The organism is Magnetospirillum sulfuroxidans (assembly GCF_018224925.1).
GTDB classification, from domain to species: domain Bacteria; phylum Pseudomonadota; class Alphaproteobacteria; order Rhodospirillales; family Magnetospirillaceae; genus Magnetospirillum; species Magnetospirillum sulfuroxidans.
This window is the reverse complement of sequence record NZ_JAGTUF010000001.1, coordinates 480,482-500,445: the sequence shown is the minus strand read 5'-3', so window position 1 is coordinate 500,445 and position 19,964 is coordinate 480,482. Positions and strand designations below refer to the sequence as shown.

Sequence of the window (19,964 nt, the reverse complement as noted above, 5' to 3'; positions counted from 1 at the left end):
CCCAACTACTTATGTTGTTTCGATGCGCGCAGGCAGCCGGGAAAGAATGATTTCAGCCGCCTGCGTTACCCCGTCTGGGGTGGCAACCTGTTGTCGCGGCAATGAAAACAACGTATGCAGTAAACTAGGCAAGGCCCCATCGACAAGGCTGTTTGCCTCGGTCATCAGACATTGTGTGTGGGCCGCCAGCCAATGGTCGAGATGCGGGGATTCCGGCCAATCGGGCCGCGCCGTATACAAAACCGGGGCGCCAACCATGCCGGCCTCGGTAAAGGTGCCATAGCCGGGCTTGGTCACCACCACCTCGACCGAGGCAATCAGATCGGTGAAAGACAGCCCCCCGCGCTGCCACGGGACTATATCGGGGCGCTCCAGGCCATCTTGCGAACTGAGCCACAGCCAGCCCGGCAGTTCCGGCCACCGGCCCATGTGCATATCGTGGTCGATGCCGCCAAAGGCAACCAGCCCGATACGCACATCCATGCCTTGCCCCAGATTTTCCCGCAGCTTTTGGGCCTGGCGGTGGCCGACATTGGCGATGGGGCCGATAGAGCGCAGGTTCTTCAAGCTCATCGCCTGCCCCGGCGTGCAGTGCAAGAACATCTCGGCGCTGTGATAGGCAGCGTACAAACGATCCAGCACCTCGGCCGCTTCCGGTCGATCCCCCAGGTAATGCCGATACATGTCGGCCCAGTTCAATGACGACAGTGCCAGCGAAGCAATGCCCAGCCGGGCGGCAGCGGCCAAGGGAACGAAGGCGACGTTGGACACAACCAGATCAGGCCGCTCCGCCGCCATCATCAGGGCATTATCGGCGACGGCATCAGCATAGCGCGTCATCAGCGCGGCATAATCGCGAGCACTGGCTTCTAAATCGATGCCGGTGGCGGAAACCATGCGAAACCCGAAATCGGCAATGTGGTCGATGTGTTTGAAGTCACGATAACGGCTGTGCAGAAATCTTGCGTCAACACCGGTCTGGATGGTCAGACGCAGATCGGGGCGACGACGCTGGACCTCGGTGATCACCGATGCCGTCATGGCAGCATGGCCAAAGCCGTGCGGCGACAGGGCCAGCCAAAGATGGGGGGATCGTGCCCTCACCACGACAGCCTTTCATCCAGGGCCGCCAAGCCGTTAACCCTGCTTTTTCGCCAGCACGTATTCCAGCTTGCGCAGCGCTGTCTGTTTCAGCATGGCTTCTCCGGCCTTGGCGTCGCCGGCCACGGTGATTTCAGTGCCGGTCAGCGAATCGATGGCGGTGACCCGCACGTAATTGCCGACCCGACGGAATTCGAAATACACTTCCCTGCCGGCCATGACGGCGTCTCCTGATGACTTTCAGCCATTCTAAGAGGCGTCAGGAAACGAATCGTTAATGCGCGATATTTTACATATGAGCGCTGGTTAATAAAATTGCCCCGCTTGACACCCGCAACCGGCGGTGTTCAACTTCCGCCTATAATGACGTGGCCGTTCCGACGGCGGTACTTTTGAAGGGAAAGCAGGATTATGGCGATCAACAGCAAAAACCCGGAAACCATCGTTCTCCACGCTGGCTGGCGCGCCGATCCCACCACCGGTTCGGTGGCGGTTCCCATTCATCAGACCACCTCGTATTTGTTCCGTGACACCGACCATGCCGCCAATCTGTTCGCGCTGTCGGAGATGGGCAATATTTACACCCGCATCATGAACCCGACCCAGGACGTGCTGGAACAGCGCATCACCGCGCTGGAAGGCGGCGCCGCCGCCCTGGCCACGTCGTCCGGGCAAGCGGCCAGCACCTTCGCGGTGATGAATTTGTGCCAGGCCGGCGACAATTTCGTCACCTCCACCGATCTGTATGGCGGGACTTGGAACCTGTTCGCCAACACCTTGAAGCAGTTCGGAATCGAGGCCCGCTTCGTTGATCCGGCCGATCCCGAAGCCTTTGTTCGCGCCAGCGATGACAAGACCCGCTGCTGGTATGCCGAAACCCTGCCCAACCCGAAATTGCAGGCCTTTCCGATCAAGGAAGTCGCCGCCCTGGCCGAACAGATCGGCGTGCCGCTGATCATGGACAACACCGCCTGCCCGGTGCTGTGCAAGCCGTTTGACCATGGCGCTCATATCATTGTCTATTCGACCACCAAGTTCATCGGCGGTCACGGCACCTCGATCGGCGGCATGATCGTCGATTCCGGCAAGTTCGACTGGGAGAAGCATGGGGCCCGTTTCCCGCTGCTGACGCAACCCGATGCCAGCTATCACGGCGCCGTCTGGACCGAGGCGGTCAAGCCGTTGGGACCCGTCGCCTATATCATCCGTGCCCGCGTCATCTTGCAGCGAGACCTGGGGTCGGCCATGAGCCCGATGAACGCCTTCCAGTTCATCCAAGGCTTGGAAACCTTGCCGTTGCGCATGCGCGTGCATTCCGACAACGCCGCTGCCGTGGCCCATTGGCTGGCCAAGCATCCCAAGGTGGAAAAGGTGATCTATCCCGGCGCCATGCAGGGGGAAAGCCGCCGCCGTGCCAATGCGATCCTCAAGCATGGCTATGGCGCCCTGCTCGGCTTTGAACTCAAGGGCGGGGCCGAGGCCGGCAAGCGCTTCATCAACAAACTGGAAATGTTCTACCACGTCGCCAACATTGGTGATTCCCGCTCGTTGGCAATTCATCCGGCCAGCACCACCCATTCCCAGCTTTCCGATGCCGATAAGCTGGCCACCGGGGTGACCCCCGGTTATGTGCGGCTGTCCATCGGCCTTGAACACATGGACGATATCCTGGCCGATCTAAGCCAGGCGCTGGACGCCGCCTGAACCACGATAACCGCCAGTACGGGGCCGGCCTTGAAAAGGGCCGGCCCTTCGTCTTTGATGTAGGATTGTTCACTTGGCGATATAGACTGGGCATGCGATGTCCACTGGTCGTCTTTTCAAGCCCGGAGTGATTGCCGTGTCGCTGTTTCTGCCGCAAACCCGTTGCCCCGACACCCGCCTGCGCCGCCCCCGTCGCCACGACTGGTCGCGCCGTCTGGTGGCCGAGAACGTCCTGACCGTCAACGATCTGATCTGGCCGTTATTCGTGGTCGAAGGCAACAAGGTGCGGCAAGATATCGTTTCCATGCCTGGGGTTCAGCGTCTCAGCATCGACCTGCTGGTCGAGGCCGCCCGTCAGGCCGCCGATCTGGGAATTCCGGCCATCGCCATCTTTCCCTCGGTGGACGCGTCGCTCAAGACCCCCGATTCCCGCGAGGCGATCAACCCCGGCAATCTGGTGTGTCGGGCGGTGGCGGCGGTGAAAAAGGCCGTGCCCGCACTGGGCGTCATCTGTGACGTGGCGCTGGATCCGTTCAATTCCGATGGCCATGACGGCATCGTCCGCGACAATTACGTCGTCAATGACGAAAGCGTGGAAATTCTGGCGCGCATGGCCTTGGTCCAGGCTGAAGCCGGCTGCGATATCGTCGCCCCGTCGGACATGATGGACGGCCGCATCGCCGCCATCCGCGCCAGCTTGGAAGCCGCCGGTCTGCAAAACGTTCAAATTCTGTCTTATGCCGCCAAATACGCCTCGGCCTTCTATGGTCCGTTTCGCGATGCCGTGGGCTCGACCGGGGCGCTTAAAGGCGACAAGAAGACCTACCAGATGGATCCGGCCAATAGCGACGAAGCCCTGCGCGAAGTGGCCATGGACATCGCCGAAGGCGCCGACATGGTCATGGTCAAGCCGGGCATGCCCTATCTGGACATCGTCCGCCGGGTCAAGGAAAGCTTCAAGCTGCCGACGCTGGCCTATCAGGTGTCAGGCGAATACGCCATGTTGAAAGCTGCCGCTCTTAATGGCTGGCTGGATTGGGATCGGGTGATGCTGGAAAGCCTGATGGGCTTCAAGCGCGCCGGTGCCGATGCGGTGCTGACGTATTGCGCTCCGGAAGCGGCCCGCCTCCTCAATAAATAAACATTTATTTCCCGTTATTAGCCAAGGTCAATACCGTCCAACATTGACCTTGGTTATTATGGCCATATTCCACACCATTTATTCGCATATTCTTTTATGCGAATGGGTGAATATCAGGAGGATATGGTCTTGCGCATCAATCCACTCTTTACCGTGCTATTTTCTTTGATCGCGACATCCGCTTGGGCCAATGACAAGGAGAATGTCAACCCAAGCTGTCAATTGGTGCCCGAAGCGAATTGTGGCTGGGCCGAATTGCGCAAGCTGAAAGCACCGGGGATCGATCTGCACGATGGTCAGTTCATGGCCACCCGCCTGGACGAAGCCGATCTGACTGGCGCCAACCTGTCCGGCTCGCACATGCAACTGGCCAATTTTCAAAAGGCTACGCTCAAGAACGTGGATTTCTCCGGTTCTCACATGCATGCGGTCAATCTGGTCGGGGCCAATCTGGAAGGGGCCAATCTGGAAGGCGTCAACTTCCTTGACGCCAACCTATCCGGCGCCAACCTCAAAGGCGCCAACATCACCCGCGTGCTATGGATGGCCGCCAATCTCAGCGGCGCCATCTGGATCGATGGCCGGGTTTGCGCCGAAGGTTCGAAGGGAGAGTGCCGCTAAGCGGCCCTTCCCTTCTTGGCCAGCATCCATTCCGCCAGGAAGGGAATGGACATAATCATCACCATGGCCATCCAAACCAGCATCTCGCCATTGGCCACAGCGATATTCGCTAACAGCGGAATTTGCTGATCCAGGTCGGGATGCATGGTTTGGAAGTCTTCCCCCATATACAGGGCGACGGCTTCCGACAGCGGCGCGGCGGCGGCGGCGATCCACAGGCCGATGGTCATTTCCTTGGCCGGTCCCAATTGCGCCGGGGTGGCGCCGGCGAACAGATGGCCGACAGCGAACGCCTCGGCCCAGCCCTTGCCCTGAACCCCCATGCGGATCAGCCCCCAGGCGGTCAGACCGACACACGGGACCAGGAATTCCAGATTGGGAATATCGCGATAGCGACCGTTGAACAGCAGCAACATGCTGATCGCCCAGGCGCAGCCCGCATAGACGATGGTCAGACGCTCGCCCCAGCGATTGGGCTGCGCCCCGGCGTCTTGACGCAAACCCAGGGCGGCTGTCTGGAAAATCAGCCAGGCGAAAACCGCCTGCAAGACGATCCGCGCCAGCGCCCAGCCATCCTGAAACAAGCTATAGGCGATCCACCACGCGTTCAGGGCTTGCCAAACCAGCGCGGTGGCCAGAACTTGAGCCAAGATCGCCAGCACGATAATGCGGCCCGCGGAATAAGCCTCGGCTTGGCGCAGGAAAAACAGCGCTGCCGCTGATCCCGCCACCACCGCGGCCAGGGCATGGATCAACCAGTTGGGATTGGCCTGGATCGGGCCGGACATGCCGAACTTGACGTCGCGATGGGTATCGACCACCCCCCAAAAGGCACCGACGGTCCCTTCCAGCTTGGCTTTCCAGGGTTGATCGAAAGCCTCGACGACATTGTAATCAAAGCCGTTTTCTTTCGACACTTTGGCCAGGGTCCGAACGAAGAAAGCGGCATTTTCCATATTCACCGCCGCGGGTCCGCGATTGCGACCCTTGGTCGGCCAACCGGCTTCGCCAATCAAGATCGGTTTGCCGGGGAATTTCGCCTGAATCATCCGGTAGATTTTGACGATGTGTTCGGCCGATTGCTCGACTCCAACCGGCTCGTCTTCCCAATAGGGCAGAATGTGGATGGTGATGTAATCCACCTCGTCGGCCACTTGCGGATAGCGCAGATAGAACGCCCAGACATCGGCATAGGACACAGGCTGCTTCACCGCCGCCTTGACCTGACGGATATAGGCGATCAGCTGTTCCGGCGTCAGGTCCTGACGCAACAACACCTCGTTGCCGACAATGACCCGCTTGATCACGTCCGGGTTGGCATTGGCGGCCTTGATCAGCGCCTGCACTTCCTTGGCGTTGATGTCCGTCTTTTTGCCCAGCCATGCCGAATGGGTAACCTCGATGCCATGCTTGCGGGCCAAGGCCGGCAGCACGTCCATGCCTTCGCGGCTGGTATAGGTGCGGATTCCCTTGGTCACCCCCACCAGACTTTTAAGGTCTTCCTCGACCTGAGCCGGCGGCGGGTAATCGCCCGTGATCGGGCTTTGCCCGCGCCGGAACGACGCGAACGAGACCGATGGAAACGGCTCGTCAAAGGTCAAGCCCACTGGGATCGGACGATTGAACCACCACCAACCGGCAAAGCTGACAAGGGCGGTAACGACAACGGCGATCAGGGCCAGCGGCAAGCGCATGAGAAGAACTCGTTCCGGTTCTGGACGGCCGCAATTGGCCGCCAATAGCGGCTTCTTCAATAGGCTTAGCCGCCGCCCCCGTCAATCGCGGCAATCAGAATGATCAGCCCAAACTGCCGGCAAAGGCGGCAATGCCGACCAAAGCGGTAACGATGAAAACTCCGCCAATGGCCGCATTGGGGAAAAGGATCGTGCCGCCGACAATGCCGCCCACGATGACGGCGACACCGACCACAGCGGCCCGCCAGGGGAAGCCATTGGGGGCAAGGATAATGGGGGATGCTTTCATGGGGCTCTCCTCTGTTTACTTATGATTTTTCAATATGATGACACTGAAAAGCAGCGTGTTACAGCCCCGGATATCACTTACGCGGAAATTGGGTTATGATGATCGTCAACCAACGCTGGAGATGAGATGTCTTCCATCGGCAGCGTCATTGCGACGCCCCATGGACCGGCCCGTGTGGTCACTGTCATGCCCGGTTCCGTGGACGAGGCCGGGCAAAAGATTTCGCGCGTTCTCACCACCCCGCTCAGTCAAGCCGGGACGCAAGCCGCCGGCGAAAAGGATCTGAGCCAGAGCGAACGGCAAAATCTCAAGCAATTGCAAAGTGCCGACCGCGCGGTTAAGGCCGAGGAACGCAAGCATGCCGCCGTCGCCGGCGCCTATGGCGGGGCGCCGCAATATCAATATGTGCAAGGCCCGGACGGTAAGTTCTATGCCGTCGCCGGTAAGGTTGATGTCGGCGTGCCCGCCAATACTTCAGATGAAGACGCCGCCCGGGCGCATAAGGCCATCGCCGCCGCCGCCACCTCGGTCTCCACCCCTTCTTCCGCTGATTTTTCCGCCGCCGCCCAGGCCCATCGCAAAGCGGTCGAGGCTTACGCCCAAGCCGGCAGCCGCGACGATCACGGCGGGCTTTACGATTTCAGCGGCTAGATTTCTTCCACCTCGACCACGCCGGAAACCGACCGCAGCGCCCCCATGAAGCCGGGGCTGAGTGTGATGGTGTTGCGCAGGCCGACCTCGACCTCACGCGTTCCCAATTGCGAAACGATGGAAACGCGGTTGCGGCCTTTGGCTTCCTTGGCGACCAATTGCACCAAGGCCGGGATCGGCGCCTCGTCACGGATAAAGATACGCACGCCGGCAGCGGCTTTGGCCGCTTCTTGGTCCAGCGAGGCGATGCGCTGACAGGTCAGGCGCAATTGTTCTTCTTCCAGGCGGGCGTCAACGTCGAACAGCAGCGGCCCGCCGGCATCAAGAATTTCCCGCGATGCCGCCAAGACTTCGGAAAAACAGGTGACTTCATACATTCCCGATGAATCGGAAGCCGTAACGAAGGCGTAACGACTGCCCTTGGCCGAGGTGCGTTCCTGCTTCGACAGCATGGAACCGGCCAGCTTGACCCGGCTTTTACCGCCGGCTTGCAGATGCTTGGCCAGTTCCGATATTTTAAGCACGCCCAGACGACGCAGGCTTTTGGTGAAGGCATCCAGCGGATGGGCCGACAGATAAAAGCCGATGGCGTCGAATTCCTGAGTCAGCTTTTCATGTGGCGACCAATCCGAGGCATTTTCCAGCTTCGGCGGCGGCGCCACATTGCCGCCCAACAGGCTCATTTGTGACGATTGGCGTTGCTCGGCCTCGTTGGCGCCATAGCGCAGCAGGCCTTCGCAATTTTTGAACACCTTGCCGCGGTTTTTCTCGACGCTGTCGAACACCCCGGCGCGAACCATGTTTTCCATCTGCCGGCGGTTCAGTTGCTTGGTGTCCAAACGGCGAGCGAAATCAAACAGATCCTTATAGGCGCCGGCACGATCACGTTCCTCGACGATGGACCGGCATGCCCCTTCGCCCACATTTTTCAACGCCGCCAGGGCGTAACGCACCGCGTGGCTGCCATCCACCAGTTTTTCCACCGAGAAGGTCGGCTGCGACTTGTTGATGTCGGGCGGCAACAACTTGATCTTCAAGCGGTCCAGTTCCTGGCGGAACGAATTCAGCTTGTCGGTATTGCTCATTTCATAGGTCATGGTCGCGGCCATGAACTCGGCCGGATGATTGGCTTTCAGCCATGCCGTCTGATAAGCGATCAAAGCATAGGCGGCGGCGTGCGATTTGTTGAAGCCGTATTCGGCGAACTTGGCCACCTTGTCGAAGATCATCGAGGCCTGGTCACCATCCACCGCACGGGCGACGGCGCCATCGACGAAGGCCTTCCGCTGGGCTTCCATCTCCTCCTTGATCTTTTTACCCATGGCCCGGCGCAACAGGTCAGCGCCGCCCAAGGAATAGCCCGACAACACCTGAGCGATCTGCATCACCTGTTCCTGGTAGACCATGATGCCGAAGGTTTCCTTCAGGATCGGTTCCAGTAACGGGTGCATGTAATCGGGCTGTTCCAGACCGTGCTTACAGGCAATGTAGCGCGGAATCTGATCCATCGGGCCGGGACGGTACAACGCCACCACGGCGATCAGATCTTCCAGCCGGTTGGGCCGCATCTTGCGCAAAACGTCGCGCATGCCCGAACTTTCCAACTGGAACACACCGGCGGCATCGCCCCGGGTCAAGAGCTCGTAGGTGAGCGGATCATCCAAAGGCAAAGCTGAAAGATCGACGTCTAATCCCTTGGTTTTCTTTATATGTTTGATGGCGGTGATCATCACCGTCAAGGTCTTCAAACCCAAGAAGTCGAATTTGACCAGACCGGCGGCTTCCACCCATTTCATGTTGAATTGGGTGACCGGCATGTCCGAACGCGGGTCGCGATACAGCGGCACCAATTCGTCAAGCGAGCGGTCGCCGATGACCACGCCGGCGGCATGGGTTGAGGCATGGCGGTACAGCCCCTCAAGCTTCATCCCCATATCCAGCAGATGGGCCACCGCCTCGTCACGCTCGCGCGCTTCCTTCAACAACGGTTCGATGTCCAGCGCCTGCTCCAGCGTCACCGGGCTGGCTGGATTGTTGGGCACCATCTTGCAGATACGATCAACCTGACCATAAGGCATCTGCAACACGCGGCCGACGTCGCGCAGCACGGCGCGGGCCTGTAATTTACCGAAAGTGATGATCTGGGCGACCTGGTGATAGCCGTATTTCTCCTGGACGTAGCGAATGGTTTCTTCGCGCCGGTCCTGGCAGAAATCGATATCAAAGTCGGGCATGGAAACGCGTTCGGGGTTCAAGAAGCGTTCGAACAGCAAACCCCAGCGCAACGGGTCGAGATCGGTGATGGTCAAGGCCCAGGCCACCGCCGAGCCGGCACCCGAACCACGGCCCGGCCCCACCGGAATATCATGGGCCTTGGACCATTGGATGAAGTCGGACACGATCAGGAAGTAGCCGGGAAAGCCCATCTGCTCGATCACGCCGATCTCGTAATCGATACGCTCGCGGTAAGGTCGGGCCGCGTGTTCTTTTTCCTCTTCGGTCATGCCGGGTTGGAAGACGTGTTTTTCCAGGCGTTGGGCCAGACCTTCCCAACATTTTTGCCGCAGCACATCAGCCTCGGTCAGACCATCCATGCGAAACGGCGGCAAGATCGGCTTGCGCTTGGACACCATGAAGGCGCAGCGCTTGGCCACCACCAAGGTATTGTCGCAGGCTTCAGGCAAATCGGCGAACAGCGCCCGCATCTCGGCCGGCGATTTGAAGTAATGCTCCGGCGTCAGCCGCCGCCGCTCGTCCTGGGCGACATAGGCGCCCTCGGCGATACAGATCAAGGCGTCATGAGCTTCGTACATGGCGCGGTCGGCGAAGAAGGGTTCGTTGGTGGCCAATAGCGGCAAATCGTGCTTATAGGCGAAATCCACCAATCCCGGCTCGGCCCGGTCTTCGTTATCCTCGCCGTGGCGCTGCAATTCCACATATGTGCGGCCGGGGAACGCTTGGGCCAGACGGACCAGCAATATTTCCGCCTTGTCGGCCAAGCCATCGACCAGCAGACGGTTGATCGGGCCGCCGGGGCCGCCCGTCAGGACAATCAAGCCATCAGAGCGGGTTTCCAGGTCGTGAAGGGTCACTTGCGGCGTTTCGCCGGCATCGGTTTCCAGATAGGCCTTGGACACCAGCTTCAGCAGATTGGCATAACCGCCTTCATTCTGGCACAGCAACACCAGCCAATCGGGATCGGGACGGCGGCCGTCGCGGGTTGGCGCCTCGCCCTCGCGGCGGATGGCGACCTGACAACCGATGATCGGCTGAATGCCGGCATCGGCGCAAGAGCTGGAAAACTCCAGCGCTCCAAACAGATTGCCGGTATCGGCGATGCCGATTGCCGGCATCATCTGGGTTTCGCACAGCTTGACCAGCTGCTTGAGCTTGATCGCCCCTTCCGACAAGGAATAGGCGGTGTGGGTGCGCAGGTGAACAAAGTCGGCATGAATCGGCATGGCTTACCCCGCCGTCAGTTTTCCATCGGCCAGCCGCACCACCCGATCCATGCGCTTGGCCAAATCGGGATTATGGGTGGCAATCAGGGCGGCGACACCGGTCGATCGCACCAAATGCAGCAGCTGAGCGAACACCCCATCGGCGGAATGCGGGTCGAGATTGCCGGTGGGTTCGTCAGCCAACAAGACCTTGGGCTGATTGGCCAGGGCGCGGCAAATGGCCACACGCTGTTGCTCGCCGCCCGACAACTGACCGGGGCGGTGTTCCGCTCGGGGCTTCAAGCCCATGCGGTCCAGCAATTCCAACGCCCGCAGCGAAGCCGCCTTGCGAGAGGCGCCGGCGATCATCTGCGGCAGGATGACGTTTTCCACCGCCGAGAATTCCGGCAACAGGTGATGGTATTGATAGACGAAGCCCAAATGCGAACGGCGCAATTGCGTGCGCTTGGTTTCCGACAGCTTGCCGCAAGGCTGCCCGGCCAGCCACACCTCGCCCTCGTCCGGGCGCTCCAGCAGGCCGGCGATATGCAGCAATGTGGATTTACCAGCCCCCGACGGCCCGACCAAGGCGACGATCTCGCCCGGTTGAATGGCCAAAGCGGCGCCGTCCAGAACATGCAGGGCTTCCTTGCCCTGGGTGAAGGTGCGGCGGATGGAATCCAGGCGCAGGCCGGCGGTGATCACCTCACTCATAACGCAAGGCCTCCACCGGGTCCAGATTGGCGGCGCGCCAGGACGGATAGATGGTGGCGGCAATGGACAGTCCCAGGGCCATCAGCACCACCACCACCACTTCGCCGGTTTCGACCCGCGCGGGCAATTGCGTCAGGAAATAGATTTCGGCGGCGAACAGTTCGCGGCCGATAATCGACTGGATGAATTGACGGATCTGCTCGATATGGGTGGCGAACCATACCCCCAACAGGGTCCCCAGCACGGTACCGACCACCCCAACCGAAGCCCCCGCCAGGAAGAAGATACGCATGATCATGCCACGCGTCGCCCCCATGGTGCGCAAGATGGCGATATCACGCCCCTTGTCTTTGACCAACATGATCAGCGACGAGATGATGTTGAAGGCGGCGACCAGGATGATCAAGGTCAGGATCAGGAACATGACATTGCGTTCCACCTGTACCGCATTGAAAAAATTGGCATTTGCCTGCTGCCAATCATAGATGCGAACATTGCCCTGGGCCAGCCGGTAGATGGCGTTCCGCACTTCCGAGACTTTATCCGGGTTGTTCAGGAACACCTCGATCTGGGTCACCGAATCGGGGTATTTGAAATAGGTTTGCGCCGCTTCCAGCGGCATGAACATGAAGCCGGAATCATACTCGAACATGCCGACATTGAAGGTGCCGGCGACGGTGTAGCCGCGCATGCGCGGCACCGTGCCAAAGGCGGTGGCATTGCCCTTGGGCGAGATCAGGGTAACGGTGTCGCCGATCTGCAATCCAAGCTTTTCCGCCAACCGATAGCCGATCAAAACCCCCTCGCCCGCCTTGAACGCATCCGCGCTTCCGCCGAGCCCCTTGGCGAAAATGTCGCGAGCCAGCAGATCGTCGGGACGCACGCCACGAACGATGGCGCCCGAGGCGCCGCCGGCCGAAGTCGCCATGACCTGGCCCTCGACGGTGGGAATAACCCGGACCACGCCAGGCAATTCCCGGATCGCCCCAGCCAAGGGATCGAATTGGGTCAACGCCGCGCCATTGCCATAGACGCCCATATGGCCATTGATGCCAAGAATGCGGGTCAGCAATTCCTGGCGAAAGCCGTTCATCACCGCCATCACCACAATCAGCGTCGCCACTCCCAGGCCAATGCCCAAAAGCGAGAAACCGGCGATGACGGAAATGAACCCTTCCTTACGGCGCGCGCGCAGGTAACGGAAGGCGACCATCCGCTCGAAGGCGTCGAAAATCATGCAATCTCCTTAGGCGGTCAGACGGGCCAAGGCCGCTTCCACCGACAATTCTTCCTTTTCGCCGGTATGGCGATTCTTCAACTCGACGACGCCAGCGGCGATTCCCTTGGGGCCGGCGATCAACTGCCAGGGCAAGCCGATCAGATCCATATCGGCGAATTTGACGCCGGCACGATCATCGCGGTCGTCGTACAGCACGTCGACACCCTGCTCGGACAATGCCCGATAGATATCCTCGCACACCCGGTCGCAGGCATTGTCGCCCGCTTTCAGGTTGATCAGGCCAACTTTGAAGGGCGCGACCGCTTCCGGCCATTTGATGCCCCGATCATCGTGATAAGCCTCGATAATGGCGCCAACAAGGCGCGATACGCCGATACCGTAAGAGCCCATCTCCACATGCACCGGATTGCCGTCGGGACCAGCGACCACGGCGCCCATGGCCTTGGAATATTTGGTGCCGAAATAGAAGATGTGGCCAACCTCGATGCCCCGAGCTTCCTTCAGACGTTCGGCCGGCGGACAATCGGGCGAATTGGGGTCGTGCTTTTCGTCGGTGACCGCGTACAGCTTGGACAAAGCGTCCAAATCGACGGCATCCTTGGCCGCCAATTCCTCGTAGGCCACGTCATAAAAGACGCCCGATTCACCGGTTTCCGCCAGGACGTGGAATTCGTGGGTCAGGTTGCCGCCGATGGCCCCCGAATCGGCAACCATGGGAATGGCGGTCAGGCCCATGCGCTTGAAAGTGCGCAAATAGGCGTTGAACATGGCCTCATACGAGCGCTTGGCGCTGTCGAAATCGATATCGAAGGAATAGGCGTCCTTCATCAGGAATTCGCGCCCGCGCATGACGCCGAAACGCGGACGCACTTCATCGCGGAATTTCCATTGGATGTGGTACAGGCTTTGCGGTAACTGCCGGTAGCTTTTAACGTTGTCGCGGAAAATCTGGGTGATCAGCTCTTCGTTGGTCGGGCCATACAGCATCTCGCGGTCGTGGCGATCAACGATGCGCAGCATTTCCTTGCCATAGGCATCGTACCGCCCGGATTCACGCCAGATATCCGCCGATTGGATGGTCGGCATCAGCAATTCCTGGGCGCCGGCGGCGTCTTGTTCCTCGCGCACGATCTGCTCGATCTTTTGCAGGACCTTCCACCCCAGCGGCAGCCACGTATAGATGCCCGAGGCGGATTGCCGGACCATGCCCGCACGCAGCATCAGACGATGCGAGGCGATCTGCGCCTCGGACGGGGTTTCCTTGAGAGTCGGCAGGAAAAAGCGGGACAGGCGCATGGACATCCTCGAAGACAAGCGAAAGGCGCGGGATTTTCCCGCCAAGGCGCGTCACTTTAGGCAAAGGCCACGGGGATGACAAGCGACGCCGCTGTTCAGCGTACCCCGCGTTTGGCGCAAGCCTCGGCCAAGGCTTGCTGATCGGGACCGCCCAAGGGTTCGCCGTTCAGGCTGAACGTGCCCCTGGCGATGTCATAGCGCACCACCCCCAACGACATATTGGTGTCGTCCAGCCCATGAGTGGCATAGGCCTTACCCTGCAATGGCTTGACGTTGAGCGGGATTTCCAGCACGTCCGGCAGCAGATTGGGCAGGGCCGCCGCCCCGCTGCCGGGAACGTCGGCGGGGACCACCTGCTGTCCGGGCAGCCCCTCGCCCGGACGGAAAGCCACGTCGTCGGACGGCATATGGCGAACCAGCCGCGAACAATCCATCTTGGTGATGGTAATTCGAAGCGGTGTCGGCGCATTCGTCTGGGCTTGGGCAAAAAGCGGAGTCGGCACGGCGGTCAAGACGGCGACGACAAGCGCGGCGGATGAGCGAATCATAGGCCTTGGCCTTCCAATCGCAAGGGGTTCTGGCATAAGGATGCTTCAACCGCATGGCATCATCAAGGCAATCCGCAGAAAATGACAATCGCGAAATTTTCAGGAAAAAAAATGGTGACGCACGCCAGGAAATTGCGTAAAGTCCTTCTCAACCCACATACGGGGGCGCTGGGGCAAGTCGAAAACGACACCCATGCTGCGGCTCAAGTTTAGGGAGGAGGTCGCCGGATTGCCTAAGGGCAGTCCAGGCGCGGAGACGCAGAAAGGGCAAGATCGGAAACGGTCTTGCCCTTTTGCGTTTCAGCTTCGCCGGATCTGGGCGATCTGTTGACATACCGGACAATCGGGACGATGGGCGCCGGGCAACAGGCCGATACTCATCAGAAACTCGCCGACGACCTCGCCGCCCATGAAGACGAAATGCTGTCGGAACAACTTGACCCAATCGGCCTTGTCGCGGGGGTGATGTGCGTCCAGCCATGCCGCCAACCCGCCATGAGTCTGGCGCAGCGCTTGAATGCGGCGGGCATTTTCGATAATCGCTAAAATCTTGCGGCGATTGCGGATGATGCCGGCATCATTGAGCAGACGCTCGATATCGGCTTCACCGAAGGCGGCCACCACATCGACAGCGAAGCCGTGAAAGGCGGCGTTCATGGTCGGGCGCTTTTTCAGCACGATCAACCAAGACAACCCGGCTTGAAAGATTTCCAGAGCCAGGCGCTCGAACAAAACCTGCTCGTCGCGCACGGGGAAGCCGTATTCATGGTCGTGATAAGGGCCATGAACCGGATGACCGGGGGCAGTGTCGCAATATCCGCTCATGATGCCCCCGGCACAGGCTCAGGCCTGCTCCAACTCGACCAGAGTTCCGCAGAAATCCTTGGGGTGCAGGAACAGCACCGGCTTGTCATGGGCGCCGATCCTGGGTTCACCGTCGCCCAGCACGCGGGCGCCCTGGGCCTTTAACTGATCCCGCGCGGCCAAGATATCGGCCACTTCGTAGCAGATATGATGGATGCCGCCGGCGGCGTTCTTTTCCAAGAAAGCGGCAATCGGCGACTTGTCGCCCATGGGGTACAGCAATTCGATCTTGGTGTTGGGCAATTCCACGAACACCACGGTCACACCATGGGCCGGCTGCGGCACCGGATCGGAAACCTTGGCACCCAAGGTTTCGCGATAAAGCTTGGTCGCGGCTTCCAGATCGGGAACGGCGATGGCGACGTGATTGAGTTTTCCGATCATCTGATCCTCGGTGGATGAAGTGGTTGGTTGGCTATACCATAGCGGCAATGGTCTGGGAAATGCGATGCGTGACGTCGTCATTATACTTGCGCGGCTCGTCCCTTCCAATTACCACTGGCCTTTATTTCCGCTCCACCCTTGGCTTGGGAGCCGTGCGTGCAGGATACCCCTACCGATTCTCAGCGGCCAGAGCCGGTGGAAACCGTGTTCTTTGGCAAAGAGATGAGCCGTTGGGGCTGGTTCGCCAACGTTCTCGGCCTTGTTTTTCTTGCCGTCGTCTCGGTGACGTTCGTGTGGATCATGAGTTCGCTGCCCCGGGTCGAAGGCCGGGTGCCGGCCAAGGGCATGGAATATTCCGCCACCATTACCCGCGACGATTCAGGCATTCCCTATATCACCGCCCGCTCGGGCCACGACGCCTATTTCGCCATGGGCTGGATTCATGCCCAAGACCGCCTGTGGCAGATGGAATTGCAGCGCCGCGTCGGCGCCGGCCGGCTGGCCGAGATCGTCGGCGAGCCGGGGCTGAAGAACGACCGCTTCATGCGCACCTTGGGGCTTTATCGACTGGCCCAGGACTCGGTTGAGCGTCTGGATGATCCGACCCGCAACGCCCTCAAAGCCTACGCCGAAGGGGTTAATGCCTGGATCAACGACAATACGCAGCGTTTACCGCCGGAATTCAGGCTTTTGCGTCTGACGCCCGAACCGTGGCAACCGGCGGATTCCCTGGTCTGGGCCAGGATCATGGCCTTGCAATTGACCGCCGATTGGCGGGATGAAGCCTTGCGCGGCAAGCTGGCCGCCACGATGCCGTCGCGGCGGCTGGCCGAATTGTGGCCCGAAGCGACGGAAGGTCCGGTGACCATTGCCGCCGGACTGGTGGATCAGGTGCTTGCCACCCTGCCCGTCGCCGCCGAGCCACATCTGGCATCCAATGTCGTCGCCGTCTCCGGCAAACGCAGCGACAGCGGCGCCCCCTTGCTGGCCAATGACCCGCACCTGCCCTTCCAGGCGCCATCCCTGTGGTATCTGTTGTCGGTGGAGGCCCCCGGTCTGCGCCTGACCGGCGCCATGGTGCCCGGCGTGCCCTTTCACCTGATCGGCCATAACGGCCGCATCGCCTGGGGCACCACCACCACCCACGCCGACACCGTCGATCTGTTCATCGAGAACCTGGCCGGTGACGATTCCTATCAGGTGGCCAAGACCACCCGCCCCTTCGGCCACCGCCAGGAAGTGATCACCATCAAGGGGCAGCAAGCGGAAACGCTGATTGTCCGCGAAAGCCGTCATGGACCGATCATTTCCGATCTGGCCGCCGGTCAAAAGGATGGCCAAGTCGTCGCCTTCAAATCGACGGCGCTGGAACCCGATGACCGCACTGCTCAGGCCATGTACCGGTTGGGCCGGACGGTCGATTGGCGCAGCTTTGTCGCCGCCTTGTCCGATTTCCACGCGCCCGTGCAAAACTTCGCTTTCGCCGATACGGGCGGCAATATCGGCTTTATCACCGCCGGCCGTATCCCTGTGCGATCCAAGGGCACTGGTTTCGCCCCGGTCCAAGGCTGGAGCAATGCGGGGGAATGGACCGGATGGGTGCCGTTCTCCAAACTGCCGCAAAGCTTCAATCCCAAGACCGGCCTGATCGTCAACGCCAACAATCAGGTGACCGGCGAAAAATACCCCTTCCACATCACCACTCGGTGGCCCGAAGGCTATCGGGCCCGGCGTATCGAGGAATTGCTGGAAGACAAAAGCAAAATCACCCCCGCCGATTTACGGGCGATGCAGTTGGACACGCTGTCGTTAGCGGCACAGGAAATCAAGGAATTGCTGGATGTGCCGGCCGACGCGTCGGCCAAGGCCCGCGAAGCGGCGAAACTGGTCGCCTCCTGGGATGGCGGCATGGACCGCGATCGGGCCGAGCCACTGATCTTTAATGTCTGGCTCGACAAGCTGTGGACCCGGATTTTGGCCGACGAACTGGGGGGCGATCTTGCCGCCATGCGCGCGGTCCGTCCGCGTGTGCTGGGGGAAATCCTCACCGTCAATCGTCATTGGTGCGACGATGTCGGCACGGAAAAGGCGGAATCCTGCGATGATCTGATCGCGGAAACCCTGGAAGCCACGGTGACGGAACTAAGCGCCAAATACCCTGGAAAAACACCGGCTCAATGGCGCTGGGGCGACGTTCACCAAGCCCGCTTCGCCCATCCGATCCTGGGCCGAATTCCCGGCCTTAATCAGCTGTCCGACACCTCATTGCCCAGCGATGGCGATGATTTCACCATTAATCGCGGCAGCTTCATCCCCGGTCAGTTCACCCATGTTCATGGCCCGGGTTTGCGAGTGATTTTCGATCTGTCGGATCTGAGCAAAACCACCTTCGTTTTGGCCACCGGCCAATCCGGCAACCCGTTGTCGCGGCACTATCGCGATCTTCTGCCCGGGTGGCAGACCAATGAAGGCCTCACCATCGACAAGCCGGCCGACGGCTCCGCCTCCATCACCCTGGAGCCAAGTTATTGAATCCCGACCTGCGACAGGTGCAGGCGGCGGCGGCAGCCATCGCCGACCATGTCGCGGTTACCCCGGTGATCCAATCCCCCCAATTGGCCCTGCGAACCGGCGCGGCCCAAGTATTCTTGAAGCTTGAAAACCTTCAACATTCAGGTTCGTTCAAGGCCCGCGGCGCCCTGAACCGAATCCTTGCCCTCAGCCCAGCGGAGCGGAAAGCCGGCGTCATCGCCATGTCGGCAGGCAATCACGCCCAAGGTGTTGCGCTGCATTGCGGCCGCCTGGGCATTCCCGCCACGGTGGTGATGCCGCTATTCACCCCGGTGACCAAGGTTCAGCGGACCGCGGCGTTCGGCGCCAATGTGATCCAAGCCGGTGAGACCTTGGCCGAAGCCGAACAACATGCCCATGTCCTGGCGGCGGAACGTGGCCTGACCTTCATCCATCCTTATGACGATTCACGGGTCATCGCCGGCCAGGGCAGTGTCGGCCTGGAACTGGCGCGTCAGCAGCCCGATCTCGACGATGTGATTATTCCCATCGGCGGCGGCGGTCTGGCTGCCGGCATGGCCCTGGCCCTCAGCGCCGAGCCCTCGCCGCCGCGACTGACCGGCGTCCAAAGCGTCAGTTTCCCCACCTTGGTGCGTTACGACCACGATGGACCTCCATCACCGGCTCAGACTCTGGCGGAAGGTATCGCCGTCAAGCATCCCGGGTCACGCACCAAGCCGATCATTGATCGCTTGTTCGACGACGTTTTGGCTGTCGATGACCTCGCCATCGAACAGGCCATCGTCTGGTTGATGGAAGAGCAGAAAATCGTTGCCGAGGGAGCCGGCGCCGCCCCTCTGGCCTTGTTGCTGTCACGGCCGGAAAGGTTCCACGACCGGCGGGTCGCCCTGGTGATTTCCGGTGGCAATATCGACAATCGGGTGATGGCGTCCATCCTGATGCGCGGACTGGTCCGAGCCGGCCGTCTGGCCCGCCTGCGCATCGAGATCAGCGATGCGCCGGGCATGCTGGCGCACGCCACCGCCCTGATCGCTGAACATGGCGGCAATATTTTGGAAGTCCATCACCAGCGGCTTTTTCAAGACGTTCCGGTCAAAAGCGCCGAGCTGGATGTGGTGGTCGAAGCCACCGATTCCGGTCACGTCGAGGCCATGCTGACGGCATTGCGGCAAGCCGGCTATCCGGCCCGGAAATTGGGCTCGGCCGCCAGCTTGCCGGAATAGCGCGACTCAGACCGAGCCGGTGCAGCAATCCATATAGGCCCCACGGAAGTACAACAGCGGTGCGCCGCCTTCCTGGTAATGGATGCCTTCAACCTCGCCGATGAAGATTACATGATCGCCGGACTCGACCGTATTGACAATCGAGCATTCCAGATTGGCGATGCAGCCGCTGAGCACGGGAACGCCGCCAAGGCCGACCTCCATGGAGACGCCGGCCCATTTGTCATCCGAACGGCTGGCGAAACGAATGGACAGATCGCGCTGGTTCTCGGCCAGGACATTGATGACGAAACGCCCGGATTGCTTGAAGGCGTTCAGGCTCGAGGTTTTGTTGCCAAGGCAAAACAAAACCAGCGGCGGCTCCAGCGACACCGAGGAAAATGCACTGACGGTTACCCCTGCCGGCGTATTATCATCGGGGTTGATGGACGTCACCACGGTGACCCCCGTGGCGAAACACCCCAAGGCCTTGCGGAAGGTACGTTGGTCGACAGTCATTGCACTCGCTCGATTTTATGATGA

General features: G+C 60.4%; 18 protein-coding genes. 6 read left to right on the top strand and 12 right to left on the bottom strand.

Annotated features, from left to right (window positions below; translation table 11 throughout):
- Positions 1–9: 9 nt before the first annotated feature.
- Entirely contained in the window at positions 10–1,104 is a 1,095-nt protein-coding gene (locus KEC16_RS02305) for a hypothetical protein (protein WP_346344005.1), read from the bottom strand.
- A gap of 33 nt (positions 1,105–1,137) precedes the next feature.
- Complete coding sequence (locus KEC16_RS02300; RefSeq protein WP_211546032.1) at positions 1,138–1,320, bottom strand: DUF6898 family protein; 183 nt, start codon at positions 1,318–1,320, stop codon at positions 1,138–1,140.
- A 192-nt stretch (positions 1,321–1,512) separates the two neighbouring features.
- Between KEC16_RS02300 and KEC16_RS02295 the strand changes: the two genes are divergently transcribed.
- The 3 genes from KEC16_RS02295 to KEC16_RS19935 all read left to right on the top strand — a co-directional run bounded on the left by KEC16_RS02295 (position 1,513) and on the right by KEC16_RS19935 (position 4,567).
- Complete coding sequence (locus KEC16_RS02295; RefSeq protein ID WP_211546031.1) at positions 1,513–2,805, top strand: O-acetylhomoserine aminocarboxypropyltransferase/cysteine synthase family protein; 1,293 nt, start codon at positions 1,513–1,515, stop codon at positions 2,803–2,805.
- 136 nt (positions 2,806–2,941) lie between these two features.
- Positions 2,942–3,946 (top strand): porphobilinogen synthase, encoded by a 1,005-nt coding sequence (gene hemB / locus KEC16_RS02290; RefSeq protein WP_346344004.1) that lies wholly within the window; start codon positions 2,942–2,944, stop codon positions 3,944–3,946.
- Positions 3,947–4,171: 225 nt separating this feature from the next.
- The gene (locus KEC16_RS19935) at positions 4,172–4,567 is read left to right on the top strand and encodes a pentapeptide repeat-containing protein (protein WP_211546029.1); all 396 of its coding nucleotides are present in this window, start codon (positions 4,172–4,174) and stop codon (positions 4,565–4,567) included.
- On the opposite strand, the gene KEC16_RS02280 is transcribed toward KEC16_RS19935, so the two are convergent.
- Together KEC16_RS02280 and KEC16_RS02275 are read right to left on the bottom strand one after the other, a co-directional pair.
- Positions 4,564–6,261 (bottom strand): glycoside hydrolase family 17 protein, encoded by a 1,698-nt coding sequence (locus KEC16_RS02280; protein ID WP_211546028.1) that lies wholly within the window; start codon positions 6,259–6,261, stop codon positions 4,564–4,566. The genes KEC16_RS19935 and KEC16_RS02280 overlap by 4 nt on opposite strands.
- 103 nt (positions 6,262–6,364) lie before the next feature.
- On the bottom strand, positions 6,365–6,550 hold the full coding sequence (locus KEC16_RS02275; RefSeq protein ID WP_211546027.1) for a hypothetical protein: 186 nt from the start codon (positions 6,548–6,550) through the stop codon (positions 6,365–6,367).
- A gap of 126 nt (positions 6,551–6,676) precedes the next feature.
- On the opposite strand from KEC16_RS02275, the gene KEC16_RS02270 reads away from it, so the two are divergent.
- The gene (locus KEC16_RS02270; RefSeq protein ID WP_211546026.1) at positions 6,677–7,201 is read left to right on the top strand and encodes a putative metalloprotease CJM1_0395 family protein; all 525 of its coding nucleotides are present in this window, start codon (positions 6,677–6,679) and stop codon (positions 7,199–7,201) included.
- Here the strand turns inward: KEC16_RS02270 and dnaE are convergent.
- From dnaE to mce, 7 genes are all read right to left on the bottom strand, one after another.
- Positions 7,198–10,662, bottom strand: coding sequence for a DNA polymerase III subunit alpha (gene dnaE / locus KEC16_RS02265; RefSeq protein WP_211546025.1), 3,465 nt, complete (start codon positions 10,660–10,662; stop codon positions 7,198–7,200). The genes KEC16_RS02270 and dnaE overlap by 4 nt on opposite strands.
- 3 nt (positions 10,663–10,665) lie before the next feature.
- The gene (locus KEC16_RS02260; protein ID WP_211546024.1) at positions 10,666–11,355 is read right to left on the bottom strand and encodes an ABC transporter ATP-binding protein; all 690 of its coding nucleotides are present in this window, start codon (positions 11,353–11,355) and stop codon (positions 10,666–10,668) included.
- Positions 11,348–12,592: a lipoprotein-releasing ABC transporter permease subunit gene (locus KEC16_RS02255; RefSeq protein ID WP_211546023.1), complete on the bottom strand. Its 1,245-nt coding sequence runs from the start codon at positions 12,590–12,592 to the stop codon at positions 11,348–11,350. The genes KEC16_RS02260 and KEC16_RS02255 overlap by 8 nt, the downstream gene beginning before the upstream one ends.
- A 9-nt stretch (positions 12,593–12,601) precedes the next feature.
- Complete coding sequence (gene proS / locus KEC16_RS02250) at positions 12,602–13,891, bottom strand: proline--tRNA ligase (protein WP_211546022.1); 1,290 nt, start codon at positions 13,889–13,891, stop codon at positions 12,602–12,604.
- 95 nt (positions 13,892–13,986) lie between these two features.
- Complete coding sequence (locus KEC16_RS02245) at positions 13,987–14,439, bottom strand: hypothetical protein (RefSeq protein ID WP_211546021.1); 453 nt, start codon at positions 14,437–14,439, stop codon at positions 13,987–13,989.
- A gap of 300 nt (positions 14,440–14,739) precedes the next feature.
- A complete protein-coding gene (locus KEC16_RS02240; protein ID WP_211546020.1) occupies positions 14,740–15,264 on the bottom strand; it encodes a DNA-3-methyladenine glycosylase I in 525 nt (174 codons plus the stop codon).
- An 18-nt stretch (positions 15,265–15,282) separates the two neighbouring features.
- Entirely contained in the window at positions 15,283–15,687 is a 405-nt protein-coding gene (mce, locus tag KEC16_RS02235) for a methylmalonyl-CoA epimerase (protein WP_211546019.1), read from the bottom strand.
- A 156-nt stretch (positions 15,688–15,843) separates the two neighbouring features.
- Between mce and KEC16_RS02230 the strand changes: the two genes are divergently transcribed.
- A complete protein-coding gene (locus KEC16_RS02230) occupies positions 15,844–18,219 on the top strand; it encodes a penicillin acylase family protein (RefSeq protein ID WP_211546018.1) in 2,376 nt (791 codons plus the stop codon).
- Entirely contained in the window at positions 18,216–19,442 is a 1,227-nt protein-coding gene (locus tag KEC16_RS02225; RefSeq protein ID WP_211546017.1) for a threonine ammonia-lyase, read from the top strand. The genes KEC16_RS02230 and KEC16_RS02225 overlap by 4 nt, the downstream gene beginning before the upstream one ends.
- Before the next feature lie 6 nt (positions 19,443–19,448).
- Here KEC16_RS02225 and KEC16_RS02220 read toward each other — a convergent pair whose 3' ends face one another.
- Positions 19,449–19,940, bottom strand: a complete 492-nt coding sequence (locus tag KEC16_RS02220; RefSeq protein WP_211546016.1) for a flavin reductase family protein — start codon at positions 19,938–19,940, stop codon at positions 19,449–19,451.
- Positions 19,941–19,964: the final 24 nt, after the last annotated feature.

Bases quoted from the DNA above. Each gene is read 5' to 3' on its own strand.
- KEC16_RS02260 (WP_211546024.1), bottom strand. From the start codon at position 11,355: ATGAGTGAGGTGATCACCGCCGGCCTGCGCCTGGATTCCATCCGCCGC.
- KEC16_RS02220 (WP_211546016.1), bottom strand. From the start codon at position 19,940: ATGACTGTCGACCAACGTACCTTCCGCAAGGCCTTGGGGTGTTTCGCC.
- KEC16_RS02295 (WP_211546031.1), top strand. From the start codon at position 1,513: ATGGCGATCAACAGCAAAAACCCGGAAACCATCGTTCTCCACGCTGGC.
- KEC16_RS02300 (WP_211546032.1), bottom strand. From the start codon at position 1,320: ATGGCCGGCAGGGAAGTGTATTTCGAATTCCGTCGGGTCGGCAATTAC.
- KEC16_RS02270 (WP_211546026.1), top strand. From the start codon at position 6,677: ATGTCTTCCATCGGCAGCGTCATTGCGACGCCCCATGGACCGGCCCGT.
- proS (WP_211546022.1), bottom strand. From the start codon at position 13,891: ATGCGCCTGTCCCGCTTTTTCCTGCCGACTCTCAAGGAAACCCCGTCC.
- KEC16_RS02255 (WP_211546023.1), bottom strand. From the start codon at position 12,592: ATGATTTTCGACGCCTTCGAGCGGATGGTCGCCTTCCGTTACCTGCGC.
- KEC16_RS02280 (WP_211546028.1), bottom strand. From the start codon at position 6,261: ATGCGCTTGCCGCTGGCCCTGATCGCCGTTGTCGTTACCGCCCTTGTC.
- KEC16_RS02240 (WP_211546020.1), bottom strand. From the start codon at position 15,264: ATGAGCGGATATTGCGACACTGCCCCCGGTCATCCGGTTCATGGCCCT.
- mce (WP_211546019.1), bottom strand. From the start codon at position 15,687: ATGATCGGAAAACTCAATCACGTCGCCATCGCCGTTCCCGATCTGGAA.
- KEC16_RS02245 (WP_211546021.1), bottom strand. From the start codon at position 14,439: ATGATTCGCTCATCCGCCGCGCTTGTCGTCGCCGTCTTGACCGCCGTG.
- KEC16_RS02275 (WP_211546027.1), bottom strand. From the start codon at position 6,550: ATGAAAGCATCCCCCATTATCCTTGCCCCCAATGGCTTCCCCTGGCGG.
- dnaE (WP_211546025.1), bottom strand. From the start codon at position 10,662: ATGCCGATTCATGCCGACTTTGTTCACCTGCGCACCCACACCGCCTAT.